General features: G+C 67.5%; 12 protein-coding genes. 7 read left to right on the forward strand and 5 right to left on the reverse strand.

Annotation, left to right across the window (positions count from 1 at the left end; genetic code table 11):
• Positions 1–5 precede the first annotated feature (5 nt).
• Complete coding sequence (locus tag O1Q03_RS04495; protein WP_269501835.1) at positions 6–1,391, reverse strand: efflux transporter outer membrane subunit; 1,386 nt, start codon at positions 1,389–1,391, stop codon at positions 6–8.
• Between the two features lie 194 nt (positions 1,392–1,585).
• On the opposite strand from O1Q03_RS04495, the gene O1Q03_RS04500 reads away from it, so the two are divergent.
• The gene (locus tag O1Q03_RS04500; protein ID WP_269501836.1) at positions 1,586–2,359 is read left to right on the forward strand and encodes an AraC family transcriptional regulator; all 774 of its coding nucleotides are present in this window, start codon (positions 1,586–1,588) and stop codon (positions 2,357–2,359) included.
• 101 nt (positions 2,360–2,460) lie between these two features.
• Positions 2,461–3,519 carry a LysR family transcriptional regulator gene (locus O1Q03_RS04505; protein ID WP_269501837.1) on the forward strand — a complete coding sequence of 353 codons (1,059 nt, stop codon included), beginning with the start codon at positions 2,461–2,463 and terminating at the stop codon, positions 3,517–3,519.
• Here the strand turns inward: O1Q03_RS04505 and leuA are convergent.
• Positions 3,437–5,146 (reverse strand): 2-isopropylmalate synthase, encoded by a 1,710-nt coding sequence (leuA, locus tag O1Q03_RS04510; RefSeq protein ID WP_269502057.1) that lies wholly within the window; start codon positions 5,144–5,146, stop codon positions 3,437–3,439. The two genes, O1Q03_RS04505 and leuA, sit on opposite strands and share 83 nt — an antisense overlap.
• Positions 5,147–5,876: 730 nt before the next feature.
• Here leuA and O1Q03_RS04515 point away from each other — a divergent pair.
• On the forward strand, positions 5,877–6,308 hold the full coding sequence (locus O1Q03_RS04515; RefSeq protein WP_269501838.1) for a hypothetical protein: 432 nt from the start codon (positions 5,877–5,879) through the stop codon (positions 6,306–6,308).
• Between the two features lie 251 nt (positions 6,309–6,559).
• On the opposite strand, the gene O1Q03_RS04520 is transcribed toward O1Q03_RS04515, so the two are convergent.
• Entirely contained in the window at positions 6,560–7,930 is a 1,371-nt protein-coding gene (locus O1Q03_RS04520; RefSeq protein ID WP_269502059.1) for a M23 family metallopeptidase, read from the reverse strand.
• Between the two features lie 295 nt (positions 7,931–8,225).
• On the opposite strand from O1Q03_RS04520, the gene O1Q03_RS04525 reads away from it, so the two are divergent.
• Positions 8,226–9,107 carry a mechanosensitive ion channel family protein gene (locus O1Q03_RS04525; protein ID WP_269501839.1) on the forward strand — a complete coding sequence of 294 codons (882 nt, stop codon included), beginning with the start codon at positions 8,226–8,228 and terminating at the stop codon, positions 9,105–9,107.
• Positions 9,108–9,137: 30 nt separating this feature from the next.
• Here O1Q03_RS04525 and O1Q03_RS04530 read toward each other — a convergent pair whose 3' ends face one another.
• Together O1Q03_RS04530 and O1Q03_RS04535 are read right to left on the reverse strand one after the other, a co-directional pair.
• On the reverse strand, positions 9,138–10,283 hold the full coding sequence (locus O1Q03_RS04530) for a branched-chain amino acid ABC transporter substrate-binding protein (protein WP_269501840.1): 1,146 nt from the start codon (positions 10,281–10,283) through the stop codon (positions 9,138–9,140).
• A 70-nt stretch (positions 10,284–10,353) separates the two neighbouring features.
• A complete protein-coding gene (locus O1Q03_RS04535) occupies positions 10,354–11,391 on the reverse strand; it encodes a histone deacetylase family protein (protein WP_269501841.1) in 1,038 nt (345 codons plus the stop codon).
• A 125-nt stretch (positions 11,392–11,516) separates the two neighbouring features.
• On the opposite strand from O1Q03_RS04535, the gene O1Q03_RS04540 reads away from it, so the two are divergent.
• The 3 genes from O1Q03_RS04540 to mqo all read left to right on the forward strand — a co-directional run bounded on the left by O1Q03_RS04540 (position 11,517) and on the right by mqo (position 14,646).
• On the forward strand, positions 11,517–12,005 hold the full coding sequence (locus tag O1Q03_RS04540; protein WP_269501842.1) for an Lrp/AsnC family transcriptional regulator: 489 nt from the start codon (positions 11,517–11,519) through the stop codon (positions 12,003–12,005).
• 60 nt (positions 12,006–12,065) lie between these two features.
• The gene (locus O1Q03_RS04545; RefSeq protein ID WP_269501843.1) at positions 12,066–12,377 is read left to right on the forward strand and encodes a hypothetical protein; all 312 of its coding nucleotides are present in this window, start codon (positions 12,066–12,068) and stop codon (positions 12,375–12,377) included.
• A gap of 625 nt (positions 12,378–13,002) precedes the next feature.
• A complete protein-coding gene (mqo, locus tag O1Q03_RS04550; RefSeq protein WP_269501844.1) occupies positions 13,003–14,646 on the forward strand; it encodes a malate dehydrogenase (quinone) in 1,644 nt (547 codons plus the stop codon).
• Positions 14,647–14,685: the final 39 nt, after the last annotated feature.

Here is a 14,685-nt window from a genome sequence, read left to right on the forward strand (position 1 = left end):
GCCGGCTAGCGGTGCCAGCCGCCCCCGAGGGTCTTGAAGACGGCGATCTGGTCGAGCGCGACCTGCTGCGTCGATGCGGCGAGCGCCGAATCGACCGCGACGAGGCTGCGCTGCGCGTCGAGCACGCCGAGGAAGTCCAGCGCGCCCGCGTCGTAATTCAGTTCGGCGAGCCGGTACGCGCGTGCATGCTCGGCTCGCGCGGTTTCCAGTGCGGACTTGTGGCGCCACTCGGCGCCGTACCGTGCGAGCGCCTGCTCGGTTTCCTTCAGCGCGCGCAGCACCTGCGCGTCGAACGACGCACGGGCGGCGATATCGTCGGCACGCGCCTGCGCGAGTTGCGCGCGGCTCGCCGCCAGATTCGGCACGCGCCACGTGATCAGCGGCCCGACGCCCCATGCGAACGCGTACTTGTCGCCGAGCGACGACGGATCGCCGGTGGGCGACAACCCGTTCACCGAGCCGCCGAGCACGATCGACGGATACAGCTCGGCCGTCGCGACGCCGATCCGTGCATTCGACGCCGCCAGCCGACGCTCGCTTTCACGCAGGTCGGGACGGCGACGCAGCAGCGCGGCGCCGTCGCCCACCGGGAACGGCCGGGCGAGCGCCGGCGTCGCGCGGCAATGCTCGGCCGCAGCCGGGATCGCGCCTGGCGCGTGGCCGGTCAGCACCGCCAGCTCATACAACGCGGCGCGGCGCGCGCCTGCGAGCGCGGGCAGGTCGGCACGCGTGTCGTCGGCGAACGCGCGCGAGCGCGCGACTTCCAGGTCGGACACGAGGCCATGCGCGCGTTGTCGTGCGGTCAGCGCGGCAAGCCGGTCGGCGATCGCGACGGAGCGCTCGGCCACGTCGATCCGCTCGCCGTACGCACAGGCCTGCGCATAGGCGGCCGTCGTCTCGGCGGCCACCGCGACGCGCATCGCATCCGCCGCGGCCTGCACGGCCTCCGAATCGGCACGCGCGGCATCGACGAGATGGCCGACGCGTCCCCACAGATCGATCTCCCACGACACCGCGAACGACGGCGCGAAACCCCAGCGCGTGCGCGCATCGCTGCCGTTCGCACTGGCGACGAGCTGGTCGGATGCATGCTTGCCGTAGTCGACGCCGACGCTCGTCGCCGTGTCGGGCAGCCGCGCGGCGTCCGCTTCGTCGAGCACGGCGCGCGCACGCGCCACGCGGGCCGCCGCCACCGCGAGATCGCGGTTCTGCGCGAGCGCTTCGCGCACGAGTGCGTCCAGCGCGGGATCGTCGAACAATTGCCACCAGCGGTCGGGCAACGCGTCGCCGGATACGACGGGTGCATCGGCCGCCGCATCGAACGGCGCCGTGCGTGCGGCATCGGCCACGGGCGGCCGATACGGCTCGCCGACGGAACACGCGGACAGCATTGCCCCGCTTGCAAGCGCAACCGCAATGGCAACGGACGAGCGACGGAGCAAAACGGGAAGCAAAGCAGGGAGCGGAAGCGATAACGTGGCGCGCATCGTGCAAGGGCAGTCGAACAAATGATGGGCCTATGGTAATTTCGACCCATTCGGTCGATCTCGCGCGCAAAGCGCATTCGTCGTCGAGAAAAGGACACGTGGATCAATTCTTCAGTGCGCTCGAGCGCAAGGACAAGCACCGGCAGATCGCCGTCGTCGCATCCGACGCGGCGGCCGGCGCCGCCTATCCGCCGCATTCGCATCAGCACGGCCAGTTGATACACGCGATTTCCGGCGTGATGCTGGTGCATTCGGATGCCGGCAGCTGGGTCGTGCCGACCGGCCGGGCGGTGTGGGTGCCGCGCGGCACGCAGCACGAGATCCGGATGGCCGGCGACGTGCAGATGCGCACCGTGTTCGTCGCGCAGGAGGTGCGGCCGAGCCTGCCGCGCGAGTGCCGCGTGATCGAGGTCGGCACGCTGCTGCGGGAACTGATCGTGACGGCGTGCGAACTGCCGGCCGACTACGACCTCACGCATCGCGCGGGCCGCGTGCTCGCGCTGATCCTCGACGAGATCGAAATCGCGCCGCTGCTGTCGCTGCATGTGCCGATGCCGCGTCATCCCGCGCTCGCCGCACTGTGCACGCAGCTGATCAACGATCCGTCGTCGGTCGTCACGCTGCAGTCGTGGGCGCGCGACGCGCACATGAACGAGCGCACGCTCGCCCGCACCTTCAAGCGCGAAACGGGCATGACGCATGGCGCGTGGTGCCGCCATGCGCGGTTGCTGCTGAGCCTGCCGCGCCTTGCGGCCGGCACGCCGATCCTCGAGCTCGCGCTCGAACACGGCTACGACAGTCCGAGCGCGTTCGCGGCGATGTTCCGCAAGGCGCTCGGCGTGCCGCCGAGCGAATACTTCCGGCGCCGCTGAACGGTACTGTCCATTTCGCGACGATCGACCGCTGGCGCGCGTGCGCGGCGCGCGGCAGCGCTCGCTACAGTAGCGGCATCGCACGCACTCGCGCCACACCGATGGATCTGATTCAAGGCATGCAGGTGTTCGTCACGCTCGCCGACTCGGGCACCTTCACCGAGACCGGCAAGCGGCTCCAGCTCACGACCGCATACGTCAGCCGCACGATCGCGGCGCTCGAAACGCATCTCGGCATCCGGCTGCTCAACCGCACGACCCGCTCGATGTGCTTGACCGAAGCCGGCGAACGCTATCTGGCGCGTGCCCGCGACATCGTGCTGGCCGTCGACGCAAGCGAGCGCGAGGCCCGCGGCGCGCGGCTGCATGCGCACGGCCGGCTGCGCGCGCATTGCAGCGCGAGCATCGCGAACCGTTTCGTGATTCCGCTCGTCGCACGTTTCCAGGCGCGCTATCCGGATGTCAGCGTCGACCTGACGCTCGCGCCGCGTGTGCCGGACCTGATCCGCGACAGCTACGACGTCGCGGTGATCGCGATGCCGAGCCTGCCGAGCTCCGATCAGGTCGCGATCGACGTCGGGCGGATCGGCTGCGTGCTGTGCGCATCGCCCGCGTATGTCGCACGCCACGGGACGCCCGGCACGCCGCACGCGCTCGCGCAGCATCGCTGCGTGCAACTGGTCGCGCCCGCTTATCCGACGCGCGAATGGACGCTGACGAACGGCGCCGACGCGCAGACGATCGCATTCGAGCCGGCGATGACGGCCGACGTCGCGGCATCGCTCGCGATCGCGGTGGAGGAAGGGGCGGGAATCGGGCTGCTGCCGGATTTCGTCGTGGATGACGGGCTGCGCGCGGGCACGCTGCTGCGGGTGCTGCCCGATTACCGCGCGGACGACGTGGGCGTGTTTCTGGTGTATCCGTCGCGCCGCCATCTCGATGCGAAGACGCGCGCGTGGGTGGACTTCATGAAGCGCGAACTGCGCGACGCACTCGCCGCGCCGCGCGGCGGCGGCAGCGGCAAGCCCGGCGAAACGGCCGCGCCGGAACGGACCGGCACGGCCGCCGCCGCCGCGCTTACGCGACGGCCTTCACCGCGGGCTGCGCGGCAAAAAACGTCGCCTGCGCCGCTTCGTCCGCGCGCACATACGCGCGGTTGACGCCGCTGATCACCGCACGAATCGACGCAGTCGTCAGGTTCGCGTCGATACCGACGCCGAACGCGCTGCCGCGTACGCCCGCGCCGGCCAGTTCGGCGATCGCGATCGCCTTCGCATCGGCGCCCTGCGACAGCGCGCGCTCCTCGTAGTGCTGGATCCGCAGCGGCGTGCGCAGCGCGTGCATCAGCGCGTCGAGCGGGCCGTTGCCCTCGCCGCGCAGCACGCGGCGCTCGCCGTGCACGTCGGCGGTCAGCACGATCGTCTCGCGGCCGTCGCGCTCGGTCAGCTCATGGCCGACGTAATGCAGCGGCGCGTCGCCCTCCACGTATTCCTGCTGGAACAGCGACCAGATCTGCGCGCTCGTCACCTCGTGGCCGCTGTCGTCGGTCAGGCGCTGCACGGCCGCGCTGAAATCAACCTGCAGACGACGCGGCAGCGCGATGCCATAGCCCTGCTCCAGCAGGTACGCGATGCCGCCCTTGCCCGACTGGCTGTTCACGCGAATGATCGAATCGTAGGTGCGGCCGAGGTCGCTCGGGTCGATCGGCAGGTACGGCATTTCCCACACGGCGTCGGGGCGCTGCACCGCGAAGCCCTTCTTGATCGCATCCTGGTGCGAGCCCGAGAACGCGGTGAACACCAGGTCGCCGACGTACGGATGGCGCGGATGGATCGGCAACTGCGTGCATTCCTCGGCCGTACGCGCGACTTCGTTGATCTGCGAGAAATCGAGGCCCGGATCGACGCCCTGCGTGTACAGGTTCAGTGCGAGCGTCACGAGATCGACGTTGCCCGTGCGCTCGCCGTTGCCGAACAGACAGCCCTCGATACGGTCCGCACCGGCCATCACCGCGAGTTCCGCCGCCGCGACCGCGGTGCCGCGGTCGTTGTGCGGATGCACGGACAGGATCAACGCATCGCGCCGCGCGAGATTGCGGTGCATCCATTCGATCTGGTCCGCATAGAAGTTCGGCGTGCCGACTTCGACGGTGGCCGGCAGGTTCACGATCGCCTTGTGCTCGGGTGTCGGTTGCCAGACGTCGAACACGGCGTCGCACACTTCCTTCGCGAAATCGAGTTCGGTCGCCGTGAAGGTTTCGGGGCTGTATTGCAGCGTGAACTGCGTATCGGTCGCCGCGTCGGCGAAGCGCTTGATCGTGCGCGCCGCGTTCACCGCGAGCTGCTTCACGCCGTCGCGCTCGAGGCCGAACACGATCTTGCGAAATTCCGGCGCGGTCGCGTTGTACAGGTGCACGATCGCGCGCTTCGCGCCGCGCAACGCGTCGAACGTGCGCTCGATCAGGTCGTCGCGCGCCTGCGTGAGCACCTCGATCGTCACGTCGTCGGGAATATGGCCGCCTTCGATCAGTTCGCGCACGAAGTTGAAGTCGGTCTCGGATGCCGACGGGAACGCCACCTCGATTTCCTTGAAGCCGATCGCGACCAGCGTCTTGAACATCCGCATCTTGCGCGCGGCGTCCATCGGCTCGAACAGCGCCTGGTTGCCGTCGCGCAGGTCGGTGCTCATCCAGATCGGCGCCTGCGTGATCGTGCGCGACGGCCACGTGCGGTTCGGCAGGTTGACGGGCGTGAACGGTCGGTACTTCGTCGCAGGGTTCTTCAGCATCATGGTTTCGGTCCTCGGTCGGTTGGTCGGGTCACCGCCGCGCAGCAGCCGTCACGGATGGCGGCCGGCTGCGCGCGCAGCGGTAAAAACGGCAAAAAGGCGGCAAAGCGGTACGGCGAACGACGGCCTTGGCGGTTGAGCGACCGGGACGGAGCAGGAGCGATACGGAAGCAGGACGAACTCAGGCGCCGGTCGATAACCGGGGCCAGGTCGGTGATGCGGGGGAAATCTGGCGCTTCAGGAAAGAAGCAGATGGAAAGCGCGCAGCCGCAGACCCAGCCCGGAAGAACGGGCTAGTAGTCGTAGCGAGAAGAGGGGCTGGGCGGCTTGCATGGCCGGAATCAAATCACACCTGAGCGTGGGCTGTCAATGGGCGGTTCGCGGTGTTTCGCGAAATCATGCGCTGCGCCGCCCGCAAAATCAGTCTTGTCCGATAGGCGCGGCGCGCGCCGGTCGCTATGCTTTCGCGGTGCGGTGCCGGTGGCGTGCCCTGTTCAAGTTTGGGAAAACGAGCCGGTCACAACGATCGCCGTCGGCGCCGCACCCGTCGTTGCGCGATCCGGCTTCGGCGTGGGCGTTCGGCGGTGGCCGGTGGGCGCGGCCATGACAGAGAAAGACGACGTTGAAGCAAAACGCTGCCATATGCGAACGCCGAGCGCCTGCCCCGAAGCCGGAACAAGACGGTGAGCGCAGTATTTGCATGCCCAGCCAGACACGCATGAATTGAAATATGCAGGTCGCGCGAAAAAATGTAATCGCGATCGCAGTGCTTTTGGTGGCGATAATTTCGACTCTTGCGTTGCGGAGCTCATATGAAGGCTGCGAGCGTTATACGCAGATTCTCAACGGGGGAATGAGAGAGTTCCGTGGCAAGAAGTACCAAATTGAACTCTGTGGGGCCCGCCGCTTTCTTGGCGACGGCGACGAAATCAGACTTCAGGTATTGGGTGCAGCAGGGGATGTTTTGGCGGAGCGATTTTTTGCGGTTCGCACAATTAATGATGCAGCCCCCATGGAACTGGAATACGGAGACGACAATATTTTCTACTACGACCAGTCGAAGTCGTCTCCGTTGCGCTTCATTGCCATGCCGCCATCCAGGATCGACTGGTTGACGGCAAGAATACCGTTACTGCAACGGCTGATCGCGATCTTTTCATGAGGTTGAGAATCAGAGAGCAATGGTTTGAACGCTGAAGGCGCACAGAACTGTCGCAGGTATTGTCGCCGCGTTCTTGATCAGCACCGCCGCATAAGCGAAGTCCGCGCCATTCCCGCCTACGCGGCCCCGCCCGCTATTCAGAAACTCACCCGCCCCACCGGCCGAGCCGCAGCCTCCGCGGTCGCGCGCCGCAAGAACGATCAAATGCGGCTGCCGCCGTGCCGATCAAGAACGCGCGGCAAGCCAGCCGCTCAGCCCGCCTCCGATGTACCGGCCCGCTTCATCGCGACCGGCTGCGACCACGCAACCGACGCCAGCTGCGTGCGCGCGCCCGTCGCGACACGCTGGAACGCCACGCGCTGCTGCCCTTTCAGCGCGTCCGCCTTCGCGGCCCGCACCAGCACAACAGGATCGACCGGACGATTGTGCCGCCGCACCTCGAAGTGCAGATGCGGCCCGGTTGCCGTCCCGGTGCTGCCGACCGCCCCGACGCGCTGCCCGCGCGCGATCCGCATGCCGGTACGCAGCGTCGGCTCGAACGCCGACAGATGCGCGTAATACGACGCATAGCCGCCGCCATGCCGCACCACCACGTACTTGCCGTAGCCGCCCGGCTGCGTGCCGATGTACGACACGACGCCGCGCTCCGATGCACGGACCGTGCGGCCCGTCGGCGCGGCGAGATCGACGCCGGTGTGCACATGACGCGCGCCCGTCACCGGATGCACGCGCGTGCCGAAACGCGAACTGGTGCGCTTCGCGCTCACCGGCAGCGCGAACCGCGTGCCGGCGAGCGGCACGCCGTCGAGATCGTAGTAAGCGCCCGGCGATCGCGCATCGGCGGCAAACCACACGGCCGCGACACGCTGGCCGCGCAAGCGGATATCGAACGCCGTCACGCGCACGGCGCCGGACAACGATGCGTCGCCGGCCGGTTCGAACGCCACACGGAACGTATCGCCCACGGCACCCTTCAGCTTCGGGTCGAGCCGACCGGCCAGCGCGCGCATGACCTGTGCGGCAACGCCAGCCGGCAGATCCGCACGCGCGAGCGACGCGCGCAGGCTGCCGGTGATCGCGCCGACCCGCGTGCCGGCCACCGGCTCCGCAAGCTTGAACGGCTCGGCCGAGACCAGCCCGGCATCGCGCGACGCGAATGCGACCGGCACGCCGACCTGGGGCAACGTCGATGCAAAACGGTAGCCGAAGCGACCCGTGTAATCGCGCTCGATCGCACCGTGCGCGGCATCGCAGAGCACGACGTACGGCGCACATGCGCCGGCACGCACGATGGATGCGCCAGGGCGATCGTCCGTGCGCACGCCTGCAGCATCCGGCGCGGGCACGATACGCGGTACCGCCGTCGACGCGAGCAGCCCGCCCCAGACGGTACGGGCGGAATTGAAAAAGGGCACGTCGAAGAGGTCGGCCGCCGGCGCCTTGGCCGGCGTGGACGGCGCGGCGCCGGAAGGCGCCAGCGCCACCGCGCCCTGCGCGCCGGCAAGCCACGTCGCCGCGGCAACACCGCGCAGCAGTGCGCGGCGATTCGGGAGGCGGGTGGCGCTGCGCGGCGCGCAACGACCTCGTTCGCGTGACAGACGTAAACACAGGTCGAACCGCATCGCGTCGTCACTCGCTATCAATGAAAAAATCGGGAAGCGCCGGATCTCGCGGAGGAACGATTATCGCGATCCGGCAATGAGGCATCGAGTGTATCGACGCGCGCTGCATCGCTGAATGGGATCGATCCTATTTGCCCTGATATCGGCGTCGTACATGAACGAAATCGCGATTTCTCCGCCCGAACGCGGGCAATCCGGCCACGCGAGCTCGCGCGACACTCGGCGCGCCGTGTACAGTCGAGGGCTGCCGACACGCTGCGTGTCGCGTCATCTGTCTTCAACCCGGAATACCGTCATGTTGCTCGATCATCTTCATCCGGAACGCTGGACGTTCCTGTGGGCCGCGTTGTCCACACTCTCCATCAGGCTCTGCGGCGCACTCGCGCTGCTCGTCGCCGGCTGGTGGCTGTCGAAGCGCATGGGCAACTGGCTGAACCGCGTGCTCGCGAACAAGGAGCGCGTCGACGGCACGCTGCGGCCGATCCTCTGCGACGTCGCCGTGTGGGGCATCCGCATCGTCGCGATCGTCGGCGCGCTGTCGCAGCTCGGCATCCAGACCGCGAGCATCGTCGCGGTGCTGGGCGCGGCCGGCCTCGCGATCGGGCTCGCCCTGCAGGGCACGATGCAGAACATCGCGGCCGGCATCATGCTGTTGCTGCTGCGGCCGTTCAAGGTGGGCGACTACATCGACGGCGGCACGGGCGTCGCGGGCACGGTAGAAGAAGTCGGGCTCTTCATGACGCGGCTCACGAAGCCGGACGGCATCTGCGAGTACGTGCCGAACAGCGCGCTGTGGGGCAGCGCAATCCGCAACTACACGCGCAATCCGACGCGCCGTCTCGATCTCGAAGTGGAAGTGTCGGTGCACGACGACATCGATCGCGCGCTCGACGCGCTGCGCGCGCTGGCCGCGGCCGACCCCGACGTGCTGCACGATCCCGCGCCGGACGTGATGGTGATGCGCTTCGACGACAGCACGGCGATCGCGAACGTGCGCGTGTGGACGCATACCGACAAGTTCTGGGCGATGCGCTGGCGTCTCGCGCGCCAGGTGCGCAAGACGCTCGCCGATGCGGACTGCGCGCTGCCGATCCGCACGCGCGAGCTGCATATCGTGCACGACGTCGAGCAGCAGCAGCGGCCGCCGGCCGAGCCGCGCCGCGCGCAGGCGTCGTGATGCGACGGGGCGCGCCACGCCCCGTCGCCGTTACATCCTGACGATGTCGAGCAGCGCCTTCTTGCCGCTCCTGTACGTGAACACCGAGATCGCGCCGTGCTTCAGGTCGCCCTGCGGCGTGAAGCTCGTTTCGCCGATCACGCCGCGGTAGTCGGTCGCCGGCATCGCGGCCAGCACCTTCGCCGGGTCGGTCGAATTCGCGCGCTTCATCGCGTCGACGATGATGTATACCGCGTCGTACGAGAACGGCGCATACACCTGCATCGGCTGGTGGTAACGCGCTTCGTAGCGCTTCACGAACGCCGCGCCGCCCGGCATCTTCTCGAGCGCGATGCCGGCTTCCGAGCACACGACGTTGTCCGACGCGGGGCCCGCGAGCTTCGGCAGGTCGGTCGAGCACACGCCGTCGCCGGCGAGCACCTTCGCGCGCAGGCCGAGCTGGCGCGCCTGCTTCGCGAGCGGGCCGCCGGTGGCGTCCATCCCGCCGTACATGATCGCGTCGGGGTTCTCGCCCTTGATCTTCGTCAGGATCGCGCGGAAGTCGATCGCCTTGTCGTTGGTCGCGTCGTGCGAGACGACCTTGATCCCCGATGCCTTCGCCGCCTTCTCGAATTCGGTCGCGAGGCCCTGCCCGTACGCGGTCGAGTCGTCGATCACGGCGACCGTCCCGATCCCGAGGTTCTTCGCCGCGTAACTGGCGAGCGCGGGCCCCTGCTGCGCGTCGGTCGCGACGACGCGATAGGTCGTCTTGAACCCCTGTTGCGTGTACATCGGATTCGTTGCGGCCTGCGAGATCTGCACGACACCGCCGTCGCGATAGACGCGCGACGCCGGAATCGACGTGCCCGAGTTGTGATGGCCGACGACGCCGACCACCTTGTCGTCGACGAGCCGCTGCGCGACCTGCGTGGCCTGACGCGGATCGCCCGCGTCGTCCTGCGCATCGAGCTGCAGCGTGATCTTCCTGCCGCCGATCACGAGCCCATTCGCGTTGATTTCCTCGACCGCCAGCCTCGCGCCGTTCTCGCTGTCCTTGCCGAGGTGCGCGATCGCGCCGGTCAGCGGCGCGACGTGCCCGATCCGCACGATTTCATCCGCCCGCGCGGAAAACGCGGACAGTGCGCACGCCAGCCCGACTGCCGCCGCGCATGCCGCCTTCTTCTGATGCCGATTCATGTTCGTCTCCTTCGTTGTCGCTGTTGGTTCGTGATCCTGACCGTCGTTCATGGAAGGCAAAGCGATGCGCTCACGCGCGCCCTTCGAAGCCGAGCAGCACGTTCACCGCATTGATGCCGATTTCGTCGACCATGTAGCCGCCTTCCATCACGAACAGCGTCGGCAGGTTCAGGCGCGCGAGCGCTTCGCCGATGCGCAGGTAGTCCGGCGAACGCAGGCGGAAATGGCTGATCGGATCGTGCTCGAACGTGTCGACGCCGAGCGACACGACGAGCAGGTCGGGCGCATGCGCGGCGATCGCGGCCGCCGCATGGTCGAGCGCCGTCGCGTAGGTGCGCCACTGCGTGCCCTTCGGCAGCGGCAGGTTCAGGTTGAAGCCTTCGCCCGCGCCGGCGCCGCGCTCGTCCGCATAGCCGGAGAAGTACGGGTACGACACCGGCGCCTCGCCGTGGATCGAGGCGAACAGCACGTCGGCACGGTCGTAGAAGATGTCCTGCGTGCCGTTGCCGTGGTGGAAATCGACGTCGAGTACCGCGACCCGCGCCGCGCCGCTCGCGATGCCGTGCTGCGCGGCGATCGCCGCGTTGTTCAGGTAGCAGTAGCCGCCCATGTATTCGCGGCCCGCATGGTGGCCGGGCGGCCGGCACAGCGCGAACGCCGCGCGCGCGCCGCCGTTCGACAGCAGGTCGGCGCCGGTCAGCGCGGAGTTCGCGCTCGCGCTCACCGCGTCCCACGTGCCGGCGTTGATCGGCGCGCCGGCGTCCATCGCGAAGAAGCCGAGCTTGCCGTCGATGAACTCGGGCAGCGTCGCCGCGGCCGGCATCGCGCGCACCGGCCACACGAGCGGCAGCGCCTGGCACGTGCGGCCGGTCGCCGTCCATTCGTCCCACGCGCCGGCGAGGAAGTCGACATAGCGTGCGCTGTGCGCGCCCGCATAGCTCGCGCGATCGAACGCGCGCGGCGCGATCACGTCGCCGAGGCCGGCCGCGCGAACCTGCGCGAGCACCGTTTCGGCGCGAAGGGGATTCTCGAACGAATCGGTGATCGCGCCGTCCTTCAGTTCGACGCCGCGATGCAGATGATGATCGCTGCTGTACACCGTGAGCATGGTTGACCGTTGCAGTAAGAGCCGTGAGGGGTAGCAACAGTCTATTGAGGCCGATCGGCATTAGCTTTGCTTTTCAGATCTTCGTTTCGTACAATTTTGAGAAAACCGCCTACGGAGACCCTCGAATGAGCAAAAATCGCGCTTCAGCGGAGCTCGACGGCGTCGATCGCACGATGCTGCGCCTGCTCCAGGAAGACGGCGCGCTGTCGAACGCGACGCTCGGCGACCGGCTGTCGCTGAGCGTCACGCCGTGCTGGCGGCGGCGCAAGCGGCTCGAGGACGAAGGCGTGATCACCGGCTACCAGGCGAACCTCGACCGCCGTGCGCTCGGGATGAACGTGTTCGCGTTCGTACAAGTCACGTTCAACATGCATTCGGGCCAGGATTCGGATCACTTCGAGGACGTGATGCGGCGTCACGACGAAGTGACGTCGTGCCACAAGATCACCGGCGCGGCCGACTACATCCTGCAGGTCGTCGCGGCCGATCTCGACGCGTATGCGGAATTCGTCGAACAGGTGCTGAGAAAACAGGCCGGCGTGTCGTCGATCCAGTCGAGCCTCGCCCTACGCGAGATCAAGTTCTCGTCGCGCGTGCCGGTACCGGATGCGTGACTGCCCGCCGTTCGTGCACGGGCATCCGCCGTCGATCGTCATCCCATGGAGTGCTACCCGATGAAATCCTTCACGTCTTCGGCGTCGATTGCGGCGACGATCGCCGCCGCACTTGCCCTGAGCGCGTGCGCGACGCAACCGCCTTCGCCTCTGCCGCCCGATGTCGCCGGGCGAGACACGCAGACCGCCCAGGCTACCGCGCCGATGGTCGGCGGCGATCGCGATGCGCATGGCTGCATCGGCTCGGCCGGCTACGCATGGTGCATGCAGACGCAGCAATGCGAACGCCCGTGGGAACTCGCGAAGCAGAACGGCTTCCCGAATTCGGCGCAGGGGTACGAGCAGTTCTGCCGCAACACTTCGGCGAAGTGAGACGCGGTCGCGGCGCGATGCCGCGACATCTCGACGAATATCGATGCGGCGCGCGGGGCGTTCGCTTCGCGCATTGACCCGACGCATCGGCGTAGCGACGAATCCACGTTCCGTCGTTACGGCGCTGCGTCGCCCCCGCATCGGCGCGACGCACGCCGATTGCGTGCGTCCCCGCTTCCCCGCTTTCCGCCGCCTTTCCCGTTCCGCGCACCGTCGTTCCGGAAACCCGGACACGCAAAAAACCCCACGAAAACAAGGATATTTCGCGCGTGCGACACGGTAACCGAGTTCGGTTATATTACGCGCCCCTTGCCGTCCCGCCCCCGCCAACCGCATTGCGCGCAGCCTCTTTCGGCACTGCCTGAAGCACCGTCCCGCGAGGCTTGCCGCACCGGTCCGCATGCGTCGCGCACGACCGCGATGCATGCGTCTGCATGACCGCACGAAGCCGATCCGAAGGTGTCCTTCGCAACGATTTCGCGTGCGCAAATACAACCGCGAACACGGCCGATCCGGAATTCCGGATTCGCGATCCGGATCTCCGGATGGGCGAGCCGATCGCGATCGAACATCGGCCGGGCGGGATGGCAAGCCGATGCATTCAGGTTAAAAAAGAGGATCTGCTGTGATCAAAACGTTACGGGTAATACTGTCGGCGCTTGCGCTGTGCGTCGCCGCGTCGTCCGCGCATGCGGCCGATACGAAGAAGGTCGACGTCCTGCTGGTGGGCGGCGGCATCATGAGTTCCACGCTTGGCGTGTGGCTGCACGAGTTGCAGCCCGACTGGTCGATGACGATGGTCGAGCGCCTCGACGGCGTCGCGCTGGAGAGCTCGAACGGCTGGAACAACGCGGGCACCGGCCACTCGGCGCTCGCCGAGCTGAACTACACGCCGGAGAAGGCGGACGGCAAGATCGACATCTCGAAGGCGATCGAGATCAACGAGTCGTTCCAGATCTCGCGCCAGTTCTGGGCGTGGCAGGTCAAGCAAGGCGTGCTGAAGAACCCGCACGCGTTCATCAACTCGACGCCGCACATGAGCTTCGTGTGGGGCGACGACAACGTCCGCTTCCTGAAGAAGCGCTACGAAGCGCTGCAGGCGAGCCCGCTGTTCCGCGGGATGCAGTACTCGGAAGACTACGACCGGATCAAGCAGTGGGTGCCGCTGATGATGGAAGGCCGCGATCGCAACCAGAAGGTCGCCGCGACGTGGACGCCGATCGGCACCGACGTGAACTTCGGCGAGATCACGCGCCAGTTCGTCGGCTACCTGAAGACGCAGCCGAACTTCACGCTGTCGCTGTCGAGCGAAGTGCGCGAGATCTCGCGCAACGCGGACGGCACGTGGCACGTGTCGTGGGTCAAGCTGCATTCGGATGAACCGCCGCAGGCCGTCGACGCGAAATTCGTGTTCATCGGCGCGGGCGGCGGTGCGCTGCACCTGCTGCAGGCGTCGGGCATCCCCGAGGCGAAGGACTACGGTGCATTCCCCGTCGGCGGCTCGTTCCTCGTGACCGACAACCCCGAGGTCGTGAAGCAGCACCTCGCGAAGGCGTACGGCAAGGCGTCGGTCGGCTCGCCGCCGATGTCGGTGCCGCACCTCGACACGCGGATCATCGACGGCAAGAAGATCATCCTGTTCGGGCCGTTCGCGACGTTCTCGACCAAGTTCCTGAAGAATGGCTCGTACTTCGACCTCGCGAAGAGCACCAACCTGCACAACGTCGCGCCGATGATGCGCGTGGGCGTCGACGAATTCCCGCTGGTCGAGTACCTCGCCGGCCAGCTGATGCTGACCGACGACGACCGCTTCAACGCGCTGAAGGAATATTTCCCGAACGCGAAGAAGGAAGACTGGCGCCTGTGGCAAGCCGGCCAGCGCGTGCAGATCATCAAGCGCGATCCGAAGAAGGGTGGCGTGCTGAAGCTCGGCACCGAGATCGTCGCGTCGCAGGACGGCAGCATCGCGGGGCTGCTCGGCGCGTCGCCGGGCGCGTCGACCGCCGCGCCGATCATGCTGAGCCTGATGCAGAAGGTGTTCAAGGACAAGGTCGCGACGCCCGAGTGGCAGCAGAAGATCCGCCAGATCGTGCCGAGCTACGGCACCAAGCTGAACGACAGCCCGGCGAAGGTCGTCGACGAATGGGCCTACACGAGCGACGTGCTGCAACTGTCGCCGCCGCCGAAGATCGACCTCGGCGTGCCGTCGCAGGCCACCGGCGCCGCGCCGGCCCGCCCGGCGAAGGCATCGGCCGACATGGCGCTGTAACGCGTCCGACGCCGCGCGGCATCTGCGCGGCACCCGCGC

The sequence above is a fragment of the Burkholderia sp. IMCC1007 genome (assembly GCF_027257875.1).
Lineage (GTDB): Bacteria > Pseudomonadota > Gammaproteobacteria > Burkholderiales > Burkholderiaceae > Burkholderia.

What these genes read in the sequence shown, in the direction of transcription:
- O1Q03_RS04495 (WP_269501835.1), bottom strand. Translation starts at nt 1,391, where the DNA reads ATGCTGTCCGCGTGTTCCGTCGGCGAGCCGTATCGGCCGCCCGTGGCC.
- O1Q03_RS04505 (WP_269501837.1), top strand. Translation starts at nt 2,461, where the DNA reads ATGGATCTGATTCAAGGCATGCAGGTGTTCGTCACGCTCGCCGACTCG.
- leuA (WP_269502057.1), bottom strand. Translation starts at nt 5,146, where the DNA reads ATGCTGAAGAACCCTGCGACGAAGTACCGACCGTTCACGCCCGTCAAC.
- O1Q03_RS04515 (WP_269501838.1), top strand. Translation starts at nt 5,877, where the DNA reads ATGCAGGTCGCGCGAAAAAATGTAATCGCGATCGCAGTGCTTTTGGTG.
- O1Q03_RS04520 (WP_269502059.1), bottom strand. Translation starts at nt 7,930, where the DNA reads ATGCGGTTCGACCTGTGTTTACGTCTGTCACGCGAACGAGGTCGTTGC.
- O1Q03_RS04525 (WP_269501839.1), top strand. Translation starts at nt 8,226, where the DNA reads ATGTTGCTCGATCATCTTCATCCGGAACGCTGGACGTTCCTGTGGGCC.
- O1Q03_RS04530 (WP_269501840.1), bottom strand. Translation starts at nt 10,283, where the DNA reads ATGAATCGGCATCAGAAGAAGGCGGCATGCGCGGCGGCAGTCGGGCTG.
- O1Q03_RS04535 (WP_269501841.1), bottom strand. Translation starts at nt 11,391, where the DNA reads ATGCTCACGGTGTACAGCAGCGATCATCATCTGCATCGCGGCGTCGAA.
- O1Q03_RS04540 (WP_269501842.1), top strand. Translation starts at nt 11,517, where the DNA reads ATGAGCAAAAATCGCGCTTCAGCGGAGCTCGACGGCGTCGATCGCACG.
- O1Q03_RS04545 (WP_269501843.1), top strand. Translation starts at nt 12,066, where the DNA reads ATGAAATCCTTCACGTCTTCGGCGTCGATTGCGGCGACGATCGCCGCC.